Origin of the sequence: Cytobacillus sp. Bac17 (assembly GCF_024519925.1) — a bacterium.
Classification (GTDB): Bacteria; Bacillota; Bacilli; order Bacillales; family Cytobacillaceae; genus Cytobacillus; species Cytobacillus pseudoceanisediminis.
On the sequence record NZ_JALJRC010000005.1, the window covers coordinates 145,652 to 165,106 of the forward strand.

General features: G+C 35.1%; 18 protein-coding genes and 1 pseudogene. 14 read left to right on the top strand and 5 right to left on the bottom strand.

From position 1 onward, the window contains the following. Positions 1–146 precede the first annotated feature (146 nt). Complete coding sequence (locus NR125_RS09705) at positions 147–1,022, top strand: RCC1 domain-containing protein (protein WP_256815210.1); 876 nt, start codon at positions 147–149, stop codon at positions 1,020–1,022. Between the two features lie 443 nt (positions 1,023–1,465). On the opposite strand, the gene NR125_RS09710 is transcribed toward NR125_RS09705, so the two are convergent. Then, positions 1,466–2,506 (bottom strand): DUF3231 family protein, encoded by a 1,041-nt coding sequence (locus NR125_RS09710; RefSeq protein WP_192908748.1) that lies wholly within the window; start codon positions 2,504–2,506, stop codon positions 1,466–1,468. 399 nt (positions 2,507–2,905) lie between these two features. Here NR125_RS09710 and NR125_RS09715 point away from each other — a divergent pair, with 399 nt between their 5' ends. Further along, positions 2,906–3,376 carry a DinB family protein gene (locus NR125_RS09715; protein ID WP_192908747.1) on the top strand — a complete coding sequence of 157 codons (471 nt, stop codon included), beginning with the start codon at positions 2,906–2,908 and terminating at the stop codon, positions 3,374–3,376. A 247-nt stretch (positions 3,377–3,623) separates the two neighbouring features. On the opposite strand, the gene NR125_RS09720 is transcribed toward NR125_RS09715, so the two are convergent. Next, positions 3,624–4,748, bottom strand: a complete 1,125-nt coding sequence (locus NR125_RS09720) for a GerAB/ArcD/ProY family transporter (protein WP_256815212.1) — start codon at positions 4,746–4,748, stop codon at positions 3,624–3,626. An 884-nt stretch (positions 4,749–5,632) separates the two neighbouring features. On the opposite strand from NR125_RS09720, the gene NR125_RS09725 reads away from it, so the two are divergent. The 11 genes from NR125_RS09725 to NR125_RS09780 all read left to right on the top strand — a co-directional run bounded on the left by NR125_RS09725 (position 5,633) and on the right by NR125_RS09780 (position 15,341). After that, complete coding sequence (locus tag NR125_RS09725) at positions 5,633–6,259, top strand: nucleotidyltransferase domain-containing protein (protein WP_192908746.1); 627 nt, start codon at positions 5,633–5,635, stop codon at positions 6,257–6,259. Positions 6,260–6,605: 346 nt separating this feature from the next. Beyond that, the gene (locus NR125_RS09730) at positions 6,606–6,794 is read left to right on the top strand and encodes a hypothetical protein (protein ID WP_192908745.1); all 189 of its coding nucleotides are present in this window, start codon (positions 6,606–6,608) and stop codon (positions 6,792–6,794) included. Between the two features lie 705 nt (positions 6,795–7,499). Then, positions 7,500–8,204: a hypothetical protein gene (locus tag NR125_RS09735; RefSeq protein WP_256815213.1), complete on the top strand. Its 705-nt coding sequence runs from the start codon at positions 7,500–7,502 to the stop codon at positions 8,202–8,204. A gap of 97 nt (positions 8,205–8,301) precedes the next feature. Next, positions 8,302–8,472 carry a hypothetical protein gene (locus NR125_RS09740; RefSeq protein WP_256815214.1) on the top strand — a complete coding sequence of 57 codons (171 nt, stop codon included), beginning with the start codon at positions 8,302–8,304 and terminating at the stop codon, positions 8,470–8,472. A 375-nt stretch (positions 8,473–8,847) separates the two neighbouring features. Next, positions 8,848–9,324: an SRPBCC family protein gene (locus NR125_RS09745; protein ID WP_256815215.1), complete on the top strand. Its 477-nt coding sequence runs from the start codon at positions 8,848–8,850 to the stop codon at positions 9,322–9,324. A 119-nt stretch (positions 9,325–9,443) separates the two neighbouring features. Next, a complete protein-coding gene (locus tag NR125_RS09750) occupies positions 9,444–9,959 on the top strand; it encodes a GNAT family N-acetyltransferase (RefSeq protein WP_256815216.1) in 516 nt (171 codons plus the stop codon). 491 nt (positions 9,960–10,450) lie between these two features. Then, the gene (locus tag NR125_RS09755) at positions 10,451–11,140 is read left to right on the top strand and encodes an aspartate/glutamate racemase family protein (RefSeq protein WP_256815230.1); all 690 of its coding nucleotides are present in this window, start codon (positions 10,451–10,453) and stop codon (positions 11,138–11,140) included. 613 nt (positions 11,141–11,753) lie between these two features. Further along, positions 11,754–12,578: an aminoglycoside adenylyltransferase domain-containing protein gene (locus NR125_RS09765; protein ID WP_083390478.1), complete on the top strand. Its 825-nt coding sequence runs from the start codon at positions 11,754–11,756 to the stop codon at positions 12,576–12,578. Positions 12,579–12,773: 195 nt separating this feature from the next. Next, the gene (locus NR125_RS09770) at positions 12,774–13,781 is read left to right on the top strand and encodes a ketoacyl-ACP synthase III (RefSeq protein WP_256815217.1); all 1,008 of its coding nucleotides are present in this window, start codon (positions 12,774–12,776) and stop codon (positions 13,779–13,781) included. A 133-nt stretch (positions 13,782–13,914) separates the two neighbouring features. Continuing rightward, on the top strand, positions 13,915–14,085 hold the full coding sequence (locus NR125_RS09775; RefSeq protein ID WP_157380219.1) for a hypothetical protein: 171 nt from the start codon (positions 13,915–13,917) through the stop codon (positions 14,083–14,085). Positions 14,086–14,672: 587 nt separating this feature from the next. After that, positions 14,673–15,341: a DNA alkylation repair protein gene (locus NR125_RS09780; RefSeq protein WP_009334000.1), complete on the top strand. Its 669-nt coding sequence runs from the start codon at positions 14,673–14,675 to the stop codon at positions 15,339–15,341. A 425-nt stretch (positions 15,342–15,766) separates the two neighbouring features. Here NR125_RS09780 and NR125_RS09785 read toward each other — a convergent pair whose 3' ends face one another. After that, on the bottom strand, positions 15,767–16,750 hold the full coding sequence (locus tag NR125_RS09785; RefSeq protein WP_009334001.1) for a LacI family DNA-binding transcriptional regulator: 984 nt from the start codon (positions 16,748–16,750) through the stop codon (positions 15,767–15,769). An 83-nt stretch (positions 16,751–16,833) separates the two neighbouring features. On the opposite strand from NR125_RS09785, the gene NR125_RS09790 reads away from it, so the two are divergent. Further along, on the top strand, positions 16,834–17,661 hold the full coding sequence (locus NR125_RS09790) for an HAD-IIB family hydrolase (RefSeq protein WP_009334002.1): 828 nt from the start codon (positions 16,834–16,836) through the stop codon (positions 17,659–17,661). A 139-nt stretch (positions 17,662–17,800) separates the two neighbouring features. Here NR125_RS09790 and NR125_RS09795 read toward each other — a convergent pair. Both NR125_RS09795 and NR125_RS09800 read right to left on the bottom strand, forming a co-directional pair. Beyond that, positions 17,801–18,372, bottom strand: a pseudogene (locus tag NR125_RS09795) (transposase); the annotation flags it as partial. Positions 18,373–18,522: 150 nt separating this feature from the next. After that, positions 18,523–19,053 (bottom strand): GNAT family N-acetyltransferase, encoded by a 531-nt coding sequence (locus NR125_RS09800; RefSeq protein ID WP_192908741.1) that lies wholly within the window; start codon positions 19,051–19,053, stop codon positions 18,523–18,525. Positions 19,054–19,455: the final 402 nt, after the last annotated feature.

The window sequence follows — 19,455 nt, forward strand, 5'->3', positions numbered from 1 at the left end:
AACCTGGTATGAATTTAATTCACTAACGGGTTCCTATGTCTAAGATTGCTTTATCCTTTTTTTAAAACGGGGCAAGCAGGTGAGTATAACATGCGAAAATATACTAAAATAAAATTAGGTCTTGTTTTCAAGGAGGTAATACATGGATGATATTTCATCGAATGAAGCGCTGTTCTAAAGATACCATAGCGGCGGGGCGTCGTCATACTGTTGGTATTAAATCTGGCGGTACTGTGACGGCTGTTGGTGACAATAAATATGGCCAATGTGATGTAAGCGGCTGGCACGATATGGTGGCGATCGCGGCGGGTAATGTTCATATGGCAACGAACACGGGTAATGCTCATACAATCGGTCTTAAATCTAACAGTACTGTGGAGGCTGTGGGTTGGAATAAGCATGGCCAATGCAATGTATACGACTGGTGCAATATTGTAGCGGTTGCTGCGGGATGGCGACGAACTATTGGGCTTAAATCGGATGGCACGGTGGTTGCAGTGGGACGAAATAATGATGGTGAATGCAATGTAAACGACTGGCATGATATTGTGGCAATCGCGGCGGGTGACTGGCATACAATCGGTCTTAAATTGGACGGCACGGTTACAGCAGTGGGAAATAATCGGTTTAGCCAATGCAATGTAAACGATTGGGGCAATATTGTGGCGGTTAAGGCGGGGTATCTTCATACTGTTGGACTAAAATCGGATGGTGCGGTGGTTGCTGTGGGTCAAAATAAGTTAGGCCAATGCGATGTAAGCCTCTGGCGGGGTATTGCAGCGATTGCCGCGGGTAGTAATCATACAGTTGGTCTTAAATCAAACGGAACTGTGGTGGCTGTGGGATGGAATGCTTATGGCCAATGTAATGTAAGTGACTGGCGAGATATTGTTGCGATTGCGGCGGGTTGTGCGCATACCGTCGGTCTTAAATCAGATGGCACGGTGGTCGCTGTGGGCGATAATGAATATGGCCAATGCAATGTAAGCCGCTGGAGCGGCATCCAGCTTCCCAACAATTAGTTTTCGGGTAAAAAGGCTACATTTCCTGCAGCTAATATATCCATAAAAGAATTAATTATAATAGGAAAAAATCCTTCTTCAGCTACCGGGGGATTAGTTCATAAAGACATAGCAATTAAAGATTTTGCGCTTTTTTTAGTAAGAAGGCGTCTTTTTTTATCGAAGTAACAGTGATCATAATATGAAGTTATAAATGGTGCTTGTAAAACCTCGATGGCTCAGAAAAGTACATAAAAAATCATATATATGTTCTCTAGTGTATTGTACAGTAGAGATAGTTTTATAAAGTTGACATATTGTTAATGCTGTTATCTTGATTTACTTTCATGATATTCAAACAAGTAAAAACCCTATCTTTTTAAGAAGCTAGGGTTTGAAATTCTAAATTATGTTATTAAGTTTCTTCGTTTATGTTCCTTTTTTGTACCCGTTCGTACAGGACGCTACTTCTTTTTTTTGAAAAGTGCTTTATGATCGATTGCCTTTGGTGGTTCTTCTAGAAATGCATGTTTAATCATTATGTTCGCCCCATCTTCCGCAAATAAAGCAATTTCTGCAGAAAGTCTTGTATATGTAGCACTTAAGTCCATTCGCTGGCAAGTCCCTGCGGCAGTACCGTAATTTCCTATTCCTACAGCAATTAATGTAGTTGTATGAAACATCATTAACTTATCGGAAAATGGGGATACCGTACTATCCGTTACGTGAGAATCCCAACTCATTGGTGCGGGAATATCTTCATTAGTCAAAGTTGAACCAAATTTCTTAATATGCTTATTAGAAATCCCCTTACCTTCTACAAAGAATTGCCTAATATCTTCATTCTTACAAACTTGTGCAAATGCCATCATCAGTGCTTTACCCATTGCATTTGTTTGAATATTGATAAATAGATGCGTGATTTCAATAGCAGTTAATGGCCGTTTATGAGAACCTAGAAAATCAAAAAGAAAACCTTGCTTGTCTATAAAATCAACCTTATCAGGACTAGGTATTTGCGCTGATCGGACATATACACCTTTTGATAACATGACTTTTCTTGCCTTATCGTGCAATTCAGAAACGGAAATAAGTAAATTTCTAAAAAAGTTACTTACATCAGAACGTGCTGACACACCAATTGCTACTCCAATACTTGCCATTGCAATGATCTCCAACTTTTGTATATACATAAGGATAAATGTGTCGGAAAATAACCTTGGTGCATTCACATTAACATCTTCATCCGTAAATCCGATCGGTATCGGATGATTTTCTTTAGTAAAAATCTCTGTGATAATTTTGATGTCATTTTCTGCTATACTTAATGAATTTTCAATTAAGGGAAGGATTTCTTTATCTTCACATATGCTTTTAAAATACTTCATTACACAAACAGCTAGGCTATCGTTTAAATATTGCGTCCAAAGAAAACCCATTTCTGAAGCAGTCAGCGGAATTTTATGTTCTGTCAATTCTTTTTCATCCTTATTTGTATTTGTCATTCTAACCCTGTCCTCCTTAATATTGCCTAAACCTTTTCCATCTTTTTAGGATGTTATTTAGCCCTAAACATTATTCATTTTACACCAATTCCTCAATGCATTTTTTACAGTCCAATACCGCCATTATGAATTAACTTTTTTCCCAATTTAATAACCAAAAGAACGTTACCCTTTGGAATATTAAAAAATATTAATAGGCAAACCATTATTATTGAACCTTAGTTTCCTTATTGCACTAATGGGGGCTTTGGCAGATAACCATAAAATCTAAGAAAAACGAGTAATGAGACGTTTTTTCTTCTTTTATTGGGAAGAGGAAACTCAGTATAAAGCAGGTAATATTAATTCTTACCTTGAAATAAAAGAGATTGAAAATATTATGAAAAGGAGGAACAAAAGATGCAGGCGTTAATTGAGGAGTACGGTCGAGGGTTTACGATGTTAATGGAATCCATAAGTGAGTTATCTGAGGAAGAGATTAGGTACAACCCAGGAAAGGATAAATGGAGTATACATCAGATAATTATTCATATAACAGATTCTGAATTGGTGGCTACACATAGAATGAAAAAAGTTTTGTCAGAGCCCGAACCACTTTTACCAGCACCTGACCAAGATGCTTGGGCGAGCTCATTGGTTTATGAACAATTAGATCGTGAACAATACCTTTTACTTTTTAAAATGCTGCGTTCCAGTATGCTTCCTATTCTTCATAATTTGACAACTGAACAACTTGAGAGAATTGCAGTGTATCCAGATGGTGCGCGATTGACTTTCAAAGATTTGTTGGAATTCCGAGTCGGCCATATACGTGGACATCTCGACCAAATTGAAAGAGTTAAGAAGGCTTTTAGGGAAAAGCATAAATAAATATTTAGGTTCTGCCACTAACGGAAGCTTATCTTCTTCCACAAAAGGGGCAGGTTAGTGGAAGAAGATAAGTTACTTTATGTCTCTTTATTAGGTTGGTTTTCTTTGCCGCAATAGTTCTATGATTGTTTGATGAATAACAAAAGGGAAAAAGTTTAAAAATTTCAGGGAGTCTGCTATTCAATGTCCACTGATAAAGTAGCATTAAAGGCAAGCAACCGAACCATACACATTAAGATAAGCCTTTTCATTTCTTTTTCACCTTCTTTTTTACGCTCTTGGCAATCATGATGGCGACAAAGAGCAAGGGAATATAAATGAATGTAAAGCCAAAACCTATTTTCCCAAAAAAGTCATTAACCATACTAATTTTTTCGCGTGTATTAATAAAGTTGATCACTAATAAAAAAGCACTGACAACAAAAAACACTCCGATTTTTTGTCTAATATTAAAGATTCTCTTGATAAGTCTAGAAGAAATCCAAATGGCAATACACACATTCGGAAGCATAATTAAGTTCCAGTTTGCAATTCCAATATATTCGAAACGTTCCACAAAAGGCATTTCAACAATTTTCCACATGGTCAAAGTGGGCCAGATCTGTTTTGCAAGCAGATCTTCCGAATAATAGGCAAACGTAATGACGGCTAAAATAGTATATATTAGGGTGGTGGTTAAAACAGCGAGGTGGGCCCATTTTTTGGATTTCTTTGGTTCTTTTATAAAAGGATAAATGAACAAAATAATCTCAAAACCGATGAAGGTAAGCGACATATTATAGGAACCGTTGAGAAGTTCCATAACTGAATGATCCCAAATTGGAAGGAGATTATAGAAATTCGAGAATTCAATGGCCCAGCCAAATGTCAGAAGGAGATAAGCCGGCAATAATAGGCCAAATAAGGCTATCCCGACTACCGTTCTGAACCCTCCAAAAATGATATAAGTACAAAGAATCATGAATCCAAAGGAGAACCAGAAAGTGCTAAGCTCCGGAAACATCCACACTTGAATGACCTCGATGAATGTTCGTGTTATAGCTAAGACATATAAAAAAAAGTAGCCTATGAAAATGGAGCTGACTGTTTTGCCGATCAAATTGCCTGTAAGGTACATATGGGCTGTCACAAAATCTCCATCAACCGTTTCGGCGATTTTATAAACTATCCAAAGGATGACATGTATGCATCCCCCGGCAAACAGAATGGAAATCCAAGCATCATAGCCTGCATCCTTTGCAATAACCCTCTGATAGCTAAGAACCCCAATGCCAATTTGCATGGACATAATTAAATAAAACACTAAAAATGGGGATATCTTCAATCTATCTGGTATTGGCTGCTCCTGCATCTGGTTCACTTCCGTTTTCATGATTGGTAACTGGCTGCTGTAATAAAATTGCGTTATACATTAATCTCCTCTTCTCTTGTACTTCTATTTTGCTAATGCGGATAGGATTTTTTAGTTCACAAAAGGAGCGGCCACTTAGATTACATTTGAAGTGGAAGCCTTAAAATCACATCTTTTATATCCGGATATAGAAGCTTAATTCGTCAGAATGACGTAGCCATTTAAAATTTTTTGTTCGATTTATGAATGGTCATCTGCAACATGCACAAGCTCTTTAATATTCTTTTCTCGATTTCCCGGAATTCATCTTCCAGAAGATATGGGAGAATACCATCCGGATCAGATTTTGATCAATTAAAGTGGCTATGAAAGTAAGCTCAAAGCGCACATTTTTACAGTATAGTTAAAAATTCACTTAAAGTCTTTTGATTAAATTAAAGGATTTTTCCCATACCTAAATCCTCTTTAATCCGTTTTTTTCAATCCTTTTCTCATAAGTAAATCACCATTATATTCTGCATATCGTTTATTTTTTACTAGTTTTTGAAAACTTATGAATAGAAAGCAAAAATTAGAAGGTGTGGCGGGTAAGGCAGTTGTATAGGCTAAAAAAGGAACCTGGTATACGCTTCCTTTCAGTCAATGCTGCAAATAGAAATGATGTTACTCCAGCATCAAAAGCCAAACTTCAATACCTTTCCCGGAATCGGCTCAGGTGGAAAGCAGAGGTATTAGTGAAAAAAGTGATTGGAAGTATAAAGGTCTTTATAGGTATATATTAATTAAAAAATCGCAATAAAAGTGCCTGTGTTGAGAAGGAGCTGCTAAATGGCGGATTTTTCTTATTCGTTCAACGGGGCAGGTTTGTTGAAGAACACTAACTAAATACATTCTTGAGGTGAAAAATGAGTGATAATAAAGAAGTTTGGAAACCTCTAACAGTGACCGAAATACAAATGATTTTTAAAAGAATTCCTATTCGATGGTGGATTGCTGGTGGATGGGCTTTAGACTTATTTTTAGAAAGAACTACACGTGAGCACAAAGATATCGACACTTTGATATTAGGGTGTGATCACATCATCTTACAGGAACATTTACACGATGAGTGGGAATTGTTTAAAGCTTACAAAGGTAAATTAATACCATGGAATCAGGAAGAACAGCTTGATTCTCATTTCGATAATATTTGGGCAAAGAAAAAAGGTGAAACAACATGGGCTTTCCAAGTTATGATACTTGATACAGAGGATAAACATTGGATTTATAAACGAAACAGTGAAATAAGAAAGTTGTTAGATGATATCGGATTAGAGTCCCCTTCCGGAGTACCTTTTTTAAGACCAGAAATACAACTTCTTTATAAAGGTGGAAGTTCAGTCATTAGAGAAAAAGATGTTATTGATTTATATAATGTATTACCGAAATTAAGTGATAAAAAACTTCATTGGTTAAAAAAGTCTTTAAGTATCCAGTTTCCCAATGGACATCCATGGATTGATGTTTTAGATTCATATACCAAAATCATTTAAACATAAACTACCAAATTTCAAAGAAATTATGCTTTGTATTCATATCAGATGGTAATTCAGGTATCTAAAAAGAAAGTTATTACAAGAAAAGATGTGTTGTATGAAAGAAAAAAAGTATCCAGGTGTGAACGTTTTCAGTGTGATTTAGAAAATAAATAAGTCTATGCCTTCTTCAACTATAGGGTTCTACCGATACAATCAGCTGCCCAACCAGGCAGCTATTCATATATGACTAACGGGGCAGGTTTGTTGAATAAGAATTATGACAACACAATATTACTTTATTATGCAATTTTCATTAAGATGGACAAATTTTAAAAGAAGATCCAAATGGGAGTGTATTAATTTGAATGATATAAAACCTTCAAAAATACAAAGATTGCAAGAAAAATATGGAGCGTCAATTACTGCATTGGCTTGTTTATATAGTGTAGTTGTAAGTTGGGGAGAGAATTGGTTTTTCACAGTTTTCTTTGGATTAGGAGTTTTAGTATGTGGTTTGATGAGTTATTTCGATATAAAAAAAAAACATTGAAGAAAAGTCATTAAGGAACATCCTTTCAATGTGAACTATCATATTGCTTTTGCCATTTATCACTTTAATTTGTCTCACGATAACGGCTTTCATTATTATGGGATATTCATTTGTATCTGTTTCGGGGATTTGTACGATTCTAACGGTTATGTTTTTTCTCCTATATAACGGTTTTCCGAATAAAAATTATATTGGGAGAACAACTGCTATATCTATAGGTTTTACAGTAGCAGTCCTTTGCTTATCCCTGATTAAAATATCTTTCGAATTCATATATATCCCGATTTTTTCATTAGCTGTTTCATTGGTTTTGTATAATTTATTACAAAATAAATGCACAAGGTTTAGGGCAGTTGTATTCAGCTCAACAACAGCAATATTATTTAGTGTATTGACGTTTGTAGCCCCAGCTAACGTATTATGGCATCTTGTTGTGGGGTTAACTGTGGTTTTGTTTATTACGCAGATGTCCAGTAAATATCGCTTTATATAAAAGCTTCCCTTATGAAGGAGCATGGCGACAAAAATAAAACTATGATTAAGCTAACGGGTGCGTTGATCCAGGTAGGATTAGCCGCCTTTATTGTTGAACCTTTAATAGAACAAAAGGGACAGTTTAGTTGAATTCTTCTGGAGATACACCCAACTATGCTATTTCTTAAACTGGATCACCCTTTCCGAAAAGAAGCCATGAGGAGACTGTTTATGCCTATCATAAGAGATATTCAGCTTTACGTTCCGAAAAACAAAGAACAGAACTGGACATTCTTTCACGAAACAAGATGTATTACATTTTTATATAGCCGTCTTCTGCCAAAGCTGCAGTCAAAGGATGATAAAGGGATACAAATCTATTGTGTAGACAATCTAGAACAAAAAGAGCAAATTGATATGTCTGCTCATATTATCTTTGATTATTTTCCTGTATTTGTAGAGGTGGATGTTGAAAATATTCTGTCATTGACATCCGACAGAGAAAAGAAAGAACGAGTACTAGAAATCGTGCACGAGGGAATGAAACTCGCTGCTAATAAGTTTAATTGGGACCATTATTCTCTTGAATTGGTTTATGAGAACATAAAACAGCTTGATTATGAAAATGTCTATCCTCTATTAAAGAAGAGCAGCCCAAACAGGAAGTACATCTGCAGCGTCTTATGTCATCATGAGGTAGCGAGTATCGAAGTATACATGGAGGTCAAGAAAAGAAATGGTGAAGTTATCAATAAAGAGAAGCTTTTCTCTGTAGGGAATACAGATGAACAAGATCTATTCAGCGATTTTGGAAATCTCGAATGGAAGCAGGATCATAAAGTGGAGTTTGCCGATAATGATTATCAACATATCTATCGTTTAACATTTCTCGAAAAGGACAAACCTGAAAATCTAATATGGAAGTTATCTAGATAAAAAAGAATGGACTTGTTTTTCAGAGGTAGGAACTAAAGTTAGTAAAGAAGATTATATCAGAACAGAATCTGACTACATAAACGCCATCACAACTTTTATGGATGAATTGGGTGTTAATAAACTTTATTTAAATGCCTTAGAAATGTGGTCTGACGAGGTTAAATCTCAAAATGTTTCTCCCTTCTTGTCAAAGATGTGGGTGGAAACACCCATAAGTGCACAAGAAATTAAAGAGCTTGCAAAATTAACTTTAAGGAATGTAATTTGATGTAAATTAAGCTCCAAAAACAAGTTTTTTGTCCACTTCGGATACGATTACTATATGTATATTGGAACAAATAGGGATTCCCCTAACTCTCGAAAAAAAATCGAAGCTACTGGATTATACGTGGAGGAATTTTATTCTCCTTATTTGGATTAGAGGACAGTAAATTGAAGATATTCTTATTATTCAGGCGGCTATAGGGAGGTAAGTTGAAGAAGGGATTATTTTAACACATGTGGAAGTAAGGGTAGAAACCAGGTGAACTAAATAAATAAGTAAGTTTATTTGTAATTAACAGTAAAAGGGAATATTGGTATCTATATGTGTTGAACTTGAAAAATGCTGCTTCGATGACTAAAGGTCTAAGGAGGATTTATTATGACAAATGTGTTTAGTGACAATAGAACAGATACAGCTTCAAGAGTCATTATGGCAGAACCACAAACTATCTATCAGGCATTTTTAAATCCGAAATCATTAGTATCATGGCTTCCACCTAAAGGTATGTCAGGTCATATTGAAAATTTTGACCCTCGTGAAGGTGGAACTTACAATATGACCCTTACCTATGAAGAAGACCAACCATCATCTGGAAAAACTTCGGAAAACACTGATGTATACCAAGGAAAGTTTTTAGAGTTAGTCCCTGACAAACAGATTGTACAATTAGTAATTTTTGATTCTGAATCCCCAGATTTCACAGGTGAAATGATACAGAAGTGGCTTTTGGAATCCATTTCAGAAGGCACAAGAGTCACTATTATTTGTGAGAATGTTCCTAAAGGAATACGCAAGGAAGATCATGACCTCGGTTTAAAATCAACACTGGAGAATCTGGCTATATTTGTTGAATAATTGCTGCACTAGTCATAGGACTGCTTTTTTCTTTTTAAACTTAAAGGGCTGGGTTGTTGAAGAAGGAAAGGTGACTTATTTATAGAACTCTTTAAGAAAAGATAAGGGTGGAAATAAGTATGATATTGAAGAATGACCTGCTTATTCGACTTATGAACGATAAGGATATTGAAGTTATGGCTAAATGGCTAAATGACCAAAGTGTATTGGAATTCTATGAAGAGCCACCTTTAAATATAGATATGGTGATAAAAAAATACGGGCCAAGAGTAGAAGGGAAACATTATGTTATTCCTTGTATTGTAGAATACAAAAATGAACCAGTAGGTTATATACAATACTATGAGCTTCAAGAAGATGAATTAAAGAGATACGGCTATTCAGCAAACAAAAATATTTATGGAATAGACCAATTTATTGGAGAAACCCAATTATGGGGTAAAGGGATTGGCACTGCTATGATTCTAATGATGTTAAATTACCTTAGTAAAAGTAAAGGCGCTTCAAGTGTGGTACTAGAGGTGAAAAAAAATAATAGTAGAGCAATATCAAGTTATAAGAAGTGTGGTTTTAGAAAAATTAAAGAGCTTTATACCGACCTTTACTTAATCGAATGGATTAAGGGAACCGGCTAAATTCTATAAATAAGAAAAAGGAATAGCTAAGATAAAACTTTATTCTTCTTTAAAGAAAGGATTGAACTTTGTTAAAATATATTGATTACTTGTCAAGATTGTTAATGATAGCACCTGTTTTAATAATTGGATTTAAATTAGACGTTGCTACTGTATCAATTTTTGTACTTGCAACGGGAGTGTTATTGCGAATAATCTATAGCAAAATGAAAAAGGACAAATCTCACCACAAAGTCAGTTGAAAATTTAAAATACCCTACATTGAACAGAGGTATTAAATAATTTAGGTGAAATTTCACAACGGTGATAGAGTTGAAGATCCAGCATGGATCGGCAGCTCTTTTTTCTTATTCGACTAACGGGGCAGGCTTGTTGAACAATGGTCATTATTTTTTTCAACAATCGGGCCAATTAGCTGAATAAACAAGGAATTGTTTGTAGGTTAATCGAAGCTAAACATGAAGAGAAAAGCGGAGAATGGAGAGGATAAAATGAAGGTTATCGGTCTTATTGGCGGAATGAGTTGGGAATCTTCTGTTGAATATTATCGGATTATCAATGAAGAAGTTAAAAGAAGATTAGGGGGATTACATTCAGCGAAATGTCTTTTATATAGTGTCGATTTTCATGAAATTGAGCGTTACCAGTCAGAAGGCGCCTGGGGAAAGGCCGGTGAAGTGTTAGGTAATGCTGCGCGTTCTTTGCAAAAGGGAGGGGCTGACTTTATTATTATTTGTACTAATACGATGCACAAAGTTATAGGTGATATCCAGTCGAAAATTAATATCCCCATTTTGCATATCGCAGATGCAACAGCAGCCCAAATTAAAGAGAAAGGAATTAATTCTGTAGGGTTACTAGGCACAAGGTACACAATGGAGGAGGATTTTTATAAATCACGATTGGAGTTTAACGGTATACAAGTTATTGTGCCAAACGACAATGAAAGAGAGATTATAAACAAGATTATTTACGAAGAGTTATGTTTGGGTAAGATTCAACAAAAATCAAGGGATTATTATAAAAAAGTTATTCAAGGTTTAATCGAATCTGGAGCTAAAGGGATTATATTAGGCTGTACAGAAATTGGATTATTGGTAAAACCGGAGGATTCTAATGTTTCTCTATTTGACACAACCTACATACATGCTTTCGAAGCTGTAAATATGTCCTTAAAATAGAGTTATGAATTTTTTAAATAGAAGCAACAGGGGGGAGAAAATCGTGTCAAAAAATAAGACCTTTGGAAGATATAGACTATGAATTGATTAAAGAAGCAGAAAAAGTTATTGAAAAGAACTATAGGTATGGACGAAAGTTGGGTTGTTTCTCTTGTGGTATGTGTCGAGAGTTAATTAGTGATTACTGGAAAAATACTGTTACGCACTCGTTTGTTCAAATAACCTTTTATTCTATATCAGTTGTATATTTTTCTGGTAATAACTCCATTACGTTACACTTTAAGGGGGAAGGTTTACCTTAAATCCAACATATATAGGGATAGGTACTCCTAACATACGAAAATATTACTGATAAGGTCATTACGCTGAGGGTGCGTTAATCGAGAAGGATTAGGTGCTTTTTTTATTTACAGAAGTTCTTTATGGAACAAACGGGACAGCATACCTGAATAAAGCTAAGTTTGTGAAAAGATGTACTTAAACTATAGGGTGCAAGAGTTGAAGATCCAACAGGGTCAAGCTCTTTTTAATATTCAGCTAAAGGGCAGCATTAGTTGATTTAATTATATATAAGTTTTACCTTGACCAAGTTTTCAGTGGATCTATACTTAGAATGGTGATGGAAGAATATGGGGAGTGGATTGGTTTGGATACTAACCTTTTCTTAGACAAAATAACTAAACTTTTTAAAGATGAACTTAGAGATAATTTGTTAGGGATTTATTTACATGGATCTCTTGCAATGGGGTGTTATAATCCCCAAAAAAGCGATATCGATTTCTTAGTCGTTGTAAATGAAAAGCTAACACCAGCAAATAATTCTAGGATCGCAAAACTAGCTTTATCCTTACATGATGAGTTGTCTAGTGAGCGTGGTATAGAGTTTACCATTATCTTAGAAACTTACCTAAAAAAGTTTGTTTATCCGACTCCTTTCGAGTTTCATTACTCGGAATACCATAGGGAGAAATATCGCACAAATGAGAATTATCTTTGCGGGGGATTTGAAGATGAGGATTTAGCTTCACAAATTGTTGTTGCCTATGAGAGAGGATTAACACTGTATGGAAAACCATTAAGTGAACTTTATGAACCTATCGATAGTCAGTATTACCTTGCCTCCATTCTGCATGATGTGGAGGGAGCTGCGGAGGAGATCATTAGCAATCCACCTGCGTACCTGACTCCTATGTACCTAACCTTAAATCTCTGTCGAGTTCTTTATTTTATTAAAGAAGGTAAGATATCTTCAAAGCGCGAAGGCGGGGAATGGGGATTAAATAACCTGCCTCATAAATACCAGCAGTTGGTTGAACGTTATCTAAATGAATATAACGGAGAAACATTTAGTAGTGAAGTTGTTTCCCAGACTTTTTATGAATTCATTGAATTCATGATTAAAGAAATAAGGCAAGACATTGACATTTTATTAAGCTAACGGGTGCATTCTAAAGGATCGGCTGCAATCACAGCCGGTCTTTTTTATTCAAGTATAGGGGCGGTTTACTTCAATAAGGAGTATGCATGTTTGTTATAGAAAAAATGTATTTAGATTGATTTTGAATAATATAAATCGTTATAATTAGTACCAGGTATTAATACTAACTTCTAATAAAAATAAGGGGTGGATTGTATGATAGGGGCGAGAGTAACAGCTATTGGGACATATGTACCCGAAAAAAAATTAACAAATTTTGAGCTTGAGCAAATGGTCGAAACAAATAATGAGTGGATTATTCAAAGGACAGGAATTCATGAACGTAGAATAACTCGTCCTGATGAATTTACCAGTGATTTATGTGTATCTGCTGTAAAAGATTTAATGCATAGATATAATAAAAACGTCGAAGATGTCGATATGATTATTGTGGCAACAAGCACACCAGATTTTCCATTCCCATCTGTTTCAAGTATCATACAGGACCAATTAAATATAGCCCAAACAGGGGCCATAGATTTAAGTGCAGCGTGTGCAGGATTTGTTTTTGCATTGCATACAGCACACAGTTTAATATCTTCTGGACTTCACAAAAAAGTACTTGTAATTGGAGCAGACACAATCTCAAAAATTACGGATTATACCGATAGAAGTACATGCATTTTATTTGGTGATGGTGCTGGTGCAGTATTAGTTGAAAGAGATGAACAATCAAAAAGTTTCATTGGATTCCACCTAGGAAGTGATGGGAGAGGAGCGCAACATGTATATCGTTCTGGACTATCAAAAAAGGTTAATGATATTGAGTTAATCGATACTCAATATCTTGTACAAAATGGTAGAGAGGTTTTCCGATGGGTTGTAAGGAATGTACCCGATAGTATTAAACAGATTTTAGAAAAAACGCAAACGAGTTTAGAGCAAGTTGATTGGTTCATACCTCATAGCGCAAACTTAAGGTTGATAGAGCCGATTTGCGAAAAATTAGATTTCCAAATGGAAAAAACCCTTTACAGCTTAGTCAACTTTGGAAATACCTCTGCTGCAACAATTCCCTTAGCTCTTGATCTTGGAATCCGTGAGGGAAAAGTCAAAAATGGAGACCGAGTTCTTATGTATGGTTTTGGATCTGGATTGGTTCATGCTGGACAACTTTTAGAATTAAATTTTGACGAACAAATGAATACTCCTCCACAGTTGTGATGTATGCTAAGTAATCATTTTGATAAACAGTGATTTATGAATAGAGATGTCCCTGGTAAGTCTGCTTTTCTTATTAACTACTATTAATGATAAGATTAAAGAAAGTATTATTGTAAATACAAGGTGGGATTTTTTGATTTGGTTTTTATTAGGTATTCTATTTGTGATATACGTAATTTTTAGTCTTTCAACAATAAAATATCAGTTAAGATTAATTATTACACACCTTAACATTAATGAAGAACCCTCTAAAGTACCTGATGAAGAAATTGAAAGAGAATTAGAAGAGGACAAAAAGGGGTAGTTTAAAACGTTAAGGGTGAAGAAACGCACTTTAAGAACGGGTAATAGAGTTGAAGATCCAGTATGGATCGGCAGCTCTTTTTTTATTCGACTAGAGGGGAAGTATTCTTTAATAAGGAAAAAATTTCTAAGTTTGCAATGAAACGAGGTTTTGCATTAAGACTATTAGTTTTTATGATTCTCCTGGCATTTGTTATTTTTAATGGTTTAAAAACAGATTTTATCGCATTGTTGATAATACCATAATCCTTCATAGGAAAGCCTTGGTACAGTTATTCTAGAATGGAACAAAATTAATATGTTTAGGTCATCGTTTTTGTTTTATAGTTAACGAATAGCTTGCTTTTAATAAGGGTTGCTGCGGCAGCTTGAATGCTCTTTTCGTTCCAAATAAAAAGAAGTAAATGAAAGATCGTTGCTCTTCTATTATAGGTGGAGAAAGCTTTATTATGATATATGCTACAATATTAAAAAAGATAAACTTTGGAGGCACACCACTGCAATAGGACTTATAACGAAATTAAGTTCTTGGTATATCCCGTCAAGGACATATTATGAAACAGTGCTTCAATAGAGGAGTTGTATAAAATGAATGAAAATAAAGGTACAGAAATAAAACGCTCTTTAAAAGCAGAAAACATTCTATCTCAGATCAATAGTAAAACTAAGCTAGGCGACTTACGAAAAATCGCGAAGGACATTAAAAAAGATCACGAACTAGCTATGGAACTTTGGTCAACCGAGGAGTTTTTGCCCAGACTATTAGCAATCTTAATTATGGACAAAAAACTTCTTTCACAAGATGTGCTAAATAAGCTTGATAAGGATATGCAGACTCACACTTTTGATGAGCGAAATAACTTAATGGATTGGTTAATGGCTAATCAGATTACCAAAGACAAGAAGACAATTGCATTGATGGAGTCATGGGAAAATAGTTCTTCTGCTCTTCAAAGACGAGCTTTCTGGTATAATCAAGGGCGATTGAGATGGACTGGACAAACACCGCCTGATAACACCGAAGACTTGCTATCTGCATTAGAAGCTAATATTACGCAGGAAGAACCGGAAGTTCAATGGGCTATGAATTTCACGGCAGGCTGGATAGGTGTTTATGATGAAAAGAATCGTGCACGTTGTATTAAACTTGGTGAGAAAACGGGTCTTTACAAAGATGAAATAGTAGCAAAAGGATGTACTCCAAGCTATTTGCCGGAGTTCATTAAGATTGAAGTTAACAAACGACATAATAATTAGTTACCTTTGAAAGATTCAATAGAGTTTGATGCAAAGAATAAAGGAATTCAAAGCCTCATATGAAAATTGTAAGAGGCTTGGACCGCAAAATAAAGAAAACAACACGTTATGGCAGCTAGTTAGTGAAGTGCAAGGAAAATGTAAAGGATTAACCCACTATCTCTTTTTGAACTGTAGGGCACTTATCTTTAAGAAGAACAGCTTTCCAGCTGCGAAGTACAAATTTAGTGGGTTCCTATGTTCTGCTGCTTCTTCAATTTTGTGGAGAAATAAGGGTATGAAATCAGGATCAGCTGCCAAACAATAGGCGGCTTTTTCTTATTGCACTAAAGGAGCAGGTTTGTTAAAGAAGGATGATAAATTAAATAATGAAAAGGGAAACATTTTTAGAGGGATTTAATCTTGTACAGGACACAATTCCATTCTTAAGTCCCCCTTATTACCAGATTCCCTTTATAAACTTTTCTTACAGTGGGAAATTTTTTACCTTCAAGTCTGTCAAGTAAGCAGTACATCAAATCCTTGACCATCAATTCAGTCTGATTTTGAATGCTGGAAAGTGCAGGGAAAGTTGTCAGGCAAATTGGGTGGTTGTCAAAACCAATAATGGAAAGTTCTTTTGGAACAGAAACACCATGTTTTTTAGCTGACGAAAGTAATCCTGCCGCTAAAAAGTCACTGCCTGCAAGAATTCCATCATGATTGCAATGACCTGAAAAAATTTCATCTCCCAGTAGTATACCTTCTTCAATCGTAGAGTAACCACTTAACTTTTGCTGAATAGTACATGATTTATTTAAATCAAGATGAGCTTGTTTAAACCCTTCCCATCTTTGTCGCTGAAGTGGCGTTTTTTCTTCATCCGCACAAAATAATAGTTGGTTGCGTCCTTCTTTCAGCAGGTATTGGGTAGATGAATAAACTGCATCCCTTTCATCAAGTGAAAAGACATCTAAATGTCTTGTTTGAAGTGGTTCGTTGCAAATAAGCACTATCTTATCTCTAACTCTCTGTTTAATCTTCTTCTCACCTAATAAAGTATGGGTGATAATTACCGCGTCCAGCTCATTTTCAGTTAACTTCTCATAAATTTTATTTTCCTCATCAATAGAATAAAACGTTTGGAAAATCACTATCTTATATCCAGCTTTTCTGCATTTTGCTGCAATCATGCCAACAAGCGGGCTAAAATATGGGTGATCAAGGACCGGGATTGTCACACCAATTGTTTTTGTTGTCTGTGTTCTAAGGTTTACACCTCGTGCATTTCGAACAAAAGACAACTTTTCTATTGCTTCCATTACTTTTGTTCGGCTGTCTTCTGAAACATGAGGATGATTATTGATAACGCGTGATACCGTGGACTTAGAAACGCCACTAAGTCGAGCTATATCTAGAATAGTAGCCATTTTTTTACCTCTAAAAAAGATTTGACCTGGGAACGTTCCCTGCCTGTAACCTAAAAATAACATAGAACAGGGAGGTATTAAACGTGACATTTAAAGTGTACCATTCTAATGGAAATCCTGACTACTTAATGATATTTGATTTTGATGAAACATACTATCCGCATGAACTAAAAGGCTGGCAGTTAAAAGATTTGTATGAGCTTGAGGAGTATCTTGATAGGATTGTTCATAAGAAAAATATCAGAATTGGTTGGGTAACAGGCAGTAGTTTGGCTGATATCCATAAAAAAATGAGAGCAGCTCGGATGAACTACCTTCCGCATTTTATTGCATCAAATCTAGGAACGGAGTTATGGGAGATCAATTCTAAAGGAGAATTTTATCAAAATCAAGAGTGGAGGAAAAGAATCAAAAGGTCAGGATTTAGCCATAGAGTGGTTGAAGATCTTATTAATGATTTAAGACAGTTATATGGAATACAGTTACAAAAACAAACACAATTTGGTCAACAATCGTTTAAAATGAATTATTATTATTTTATAGAAGATAGTGCGAGGGTTAAGTATGATCTAGATATCATAAAACAACTAGCACGCAATAGCGGAATAAATTTCAATATTAACCGTTGTAACCCTCTAGCTGGAGATCCGGTAAATGCATTTGATGTAGATTTTATTCCACAAAATACAGGCAAACGTGCAGTAGTGTACTTCGTCATAAAACAGTTTAGCATCTCTGTTGAGAATACATTTGCGTTTGGAGATAGTGGGAATGATATAGAGATGCTTAAAGCCGTAAAGCATGGATATTTATTGAAGAATGCTACAGAAGAAGCAAAACAACTGCATGATACGATAACGGCAGATCCTTATGCCAAAGGTATCCAAAACGTTTGTAGGATTTACTTTTAATTTTAATTCGTTGAACTAAACTCATTAATGGAGCTAAATCAATCACAGGCTGTTATTTTACCTAAATATGTAGTTAGATACTATTATTTGCAGAGTATAAGGCGTGACAAAGCCTACTAGATCCTCTTTTTGAGATTCAATTTTTTGTGAACTTACTAGATTTTGAATACACCAGGTTCAACCCCAGCGAAAGCTATCAGCTTTTTAGGATCAGTAAATCAATCTATCTCCCCAATTCCTGAAATAATCATGGCAGCGATCTTTTCTCCTAACCCGTGATAGATTTGATAATATTATATTCTTAAACTTCTTTAGCGAGGGCATCTATCTCAGACTCTAATTTGGATAGGTGCTCTTTATACATTCCTAGATTGAATATGACTCTGATAAAACGTCTTTTCTAAAGGATTTCGTTTTGCCGAAGCTTTGAGCTCAGTAGCTATTCATTTGCCCATTTTTAAGATCGACTCTTACATAATTCAGCGATTTTATCAACTATTGATACATCACTTACCGCTAATATATCTACAGGAGAGGGAAGCTATAAAAGAGTTAAGAGTGGTGCGATTGAAAATAAATCACTTTAAACCCCTCTATATTCGGGGAAGACTTGGTCTAGATTTGCTTGAAATTGCAGCTTGTATGGACGAAAACCCCAGTAATATTCTTGTGTTGTCATATAAGGTTCCCAAGGTATAGCAGCTGAACTCCTGGTAATCTTATATTACGAATGGGGCAGGTTATGTCAACAAGATATATGCTGGTATGTCATATTAGATGAATACTTTATAACTAGTTAGGCAGCCCCATCGAATTGTTAATGATAAATAGCCCATACTTTTACAAGTATAGGCAGACGAATTAATCTGTTACTAACAACGAATATAGATTGAGATCAATAAAGCGTCCTTTTGATCTTTCCACTTTTCTCATTGTTCCTTCAAAGCCGAAATTTAATTTTCTCAGGACTTTAATTGAGTTGAAATTTTCAGGTTCTACTTTTGCTTCTATTCGATTAAGTTCTAAATCGTTAAAGGCATGCCTTATTAAACAAGTAATAGCTTCAGGAGCAAATCCTTTACCCCAAAAAGGTTTATTAATTTCGTAACCAATTTCAGCTTTTGCATTTTCAAAATCTAAAATGTTAAAACCGCAAGAACCAATAATTTCATTTGATTCTAACTCAATTATTGAGTATCGGATTGCAGTGTTTTCTTTTGATAGTTTATCAAATAATATAATCATTTCTTTTGCTTGTTTTTTATCAGTGAACTTATCAATATTCATGAATCTAGTTACTTCTGGATTAGACCAAACTTGAAACAATTTCTCTAAGTCTGATACCTGCATTTTTCTTAACATTAATCTTTTTGTGCTAAGTTCATTAATCAATATTTTTACCTCCATTATGCTTTTATTTGGGGTCAAGATATTGATATCTGGGCATAGTTCAGTCCTTTCATAAAATGATAATAAGATAATACCAGCTTTCTGCTATATATAGAAAATATATTAGATGCTGTTTTATATAAAGGACTAAAAGAAGTGGATATTTATGCTATTGCTAAATGGCAAATTTGATTATAAATCATTCTTGGAATTTAACAATTTCATCCTATTTTCTAAAATGTAAAAGGGGAGGTAATTGGATATTGAGAGACCATCAATACTTTTTATGCTACGTGTTAAAACTCATTTTAACTTAGTACCCTGTTGATGGAAGCGGATGGAGGTATGTCTTATAGAAGGAGTATCGAAACGCATGCGGAAGCGATTTCCTAGAGTGGAAATCAA

Excerpts from the sequence above, each read along its gene's own strand:
- NR125_RS09705 (WP_256815210.1), top strand. The coding sequence starts at position 147 with ATGATATTTCATCGAATGAAGCGCTGTTCTAAAGATACCATAGCGGCG.
- NR125_RS09710 (WP_192908748.1), bottom strand. The coding sequence starts at position 2,506 with ATGACAAATACAAATAAGGATGAAAAAGAATTGACAGAACATAAAATT.
- NR125_RS09715 (WP_192908747.1), top strand. The coding sequence starts at position 2,906 with ATGCAGGCGTTAATTGAGGAGTACGGTCGAGGGTTTACGATGTTAATG.
- NR125_RS09720 (WP_256815212.1), bottom strand. The coding sequence starts at position 4,748 with ATGAAAACGGAAGTGAACCAGATGCAGGAGCAGCCAATACCAGATAGA.
- NR125_RS09725 (WP_192908746.1), top strand. The coding sequence starts at position 5,633 with ATGAGTGATAATAAAGAAGTTTGGAAACCTCTAACAGTGACCGAAATA.
- NR125_RS09735 (WP_256815213.1), top strand. The coding sequence starts at position 7,500 with ATGCCTATCATAAGAGATATTCAGCTTTACGTTCCGAAAAACAAAGAA.
- NR125_RS09740 (WP_256815214.1), top strand. The coding sequence starts at position 8,302 with ATGGATGAATTGGGTGTTAATAAACTTTATTTAAATGCCTTAGAAATG.
- NR125_RS09745 (WP_256815215.1), top strand. The coding sequence starts at position 8,848 with ATGACAAATGTGTTTAGTGACAATAGAACAGATACAGCTTCAAGAGTC.
- NR125_RS09750 (WP_256815216.1), top strand. The coding sequence starts at position 9,444 with ATGATATTGAAGAATGACCTGCTTATTCGACTTATGAACGATAAGGAT.
- NR125_RS09755 (WP_256815230.1), top strand. The coding sequence starts at position 10,451 with ATGAAGGTTATCGGTCTTATTGGCGGAATGAGTTGGGAATCTTCTGTT.
- NR125_RS09765 (WP_083390478.1), top strand. The coding sequence starts at position 11,754 with ATGGTGATGGAAGAATATGGGGAGTGGATTGGTTTGGATACTAACCTT.
- NR125_RS09770 (WP_256815217.1), top strand. The coding sequence starts at position 12,774 with ATGATAGGGGCGAGAGTAACAGCTATTGGGACATATGTACCCGAAAAA.
- NR125_RS09780 (WP_009334000.1), top strand. The coding sequence starts at position 14,673 with ATGAATGAAAATAAAGGTACAGAAATAAAACGCTCTTTAAAAGCAGAA.
- NR125_RS09785 (WP_009334001.1), bottom strand. The coding sequence starts at position 16,750 with ATGGCTACTATTCTAGATATAGCTCGACTTAGTGGCGTTTCTAAGTCC.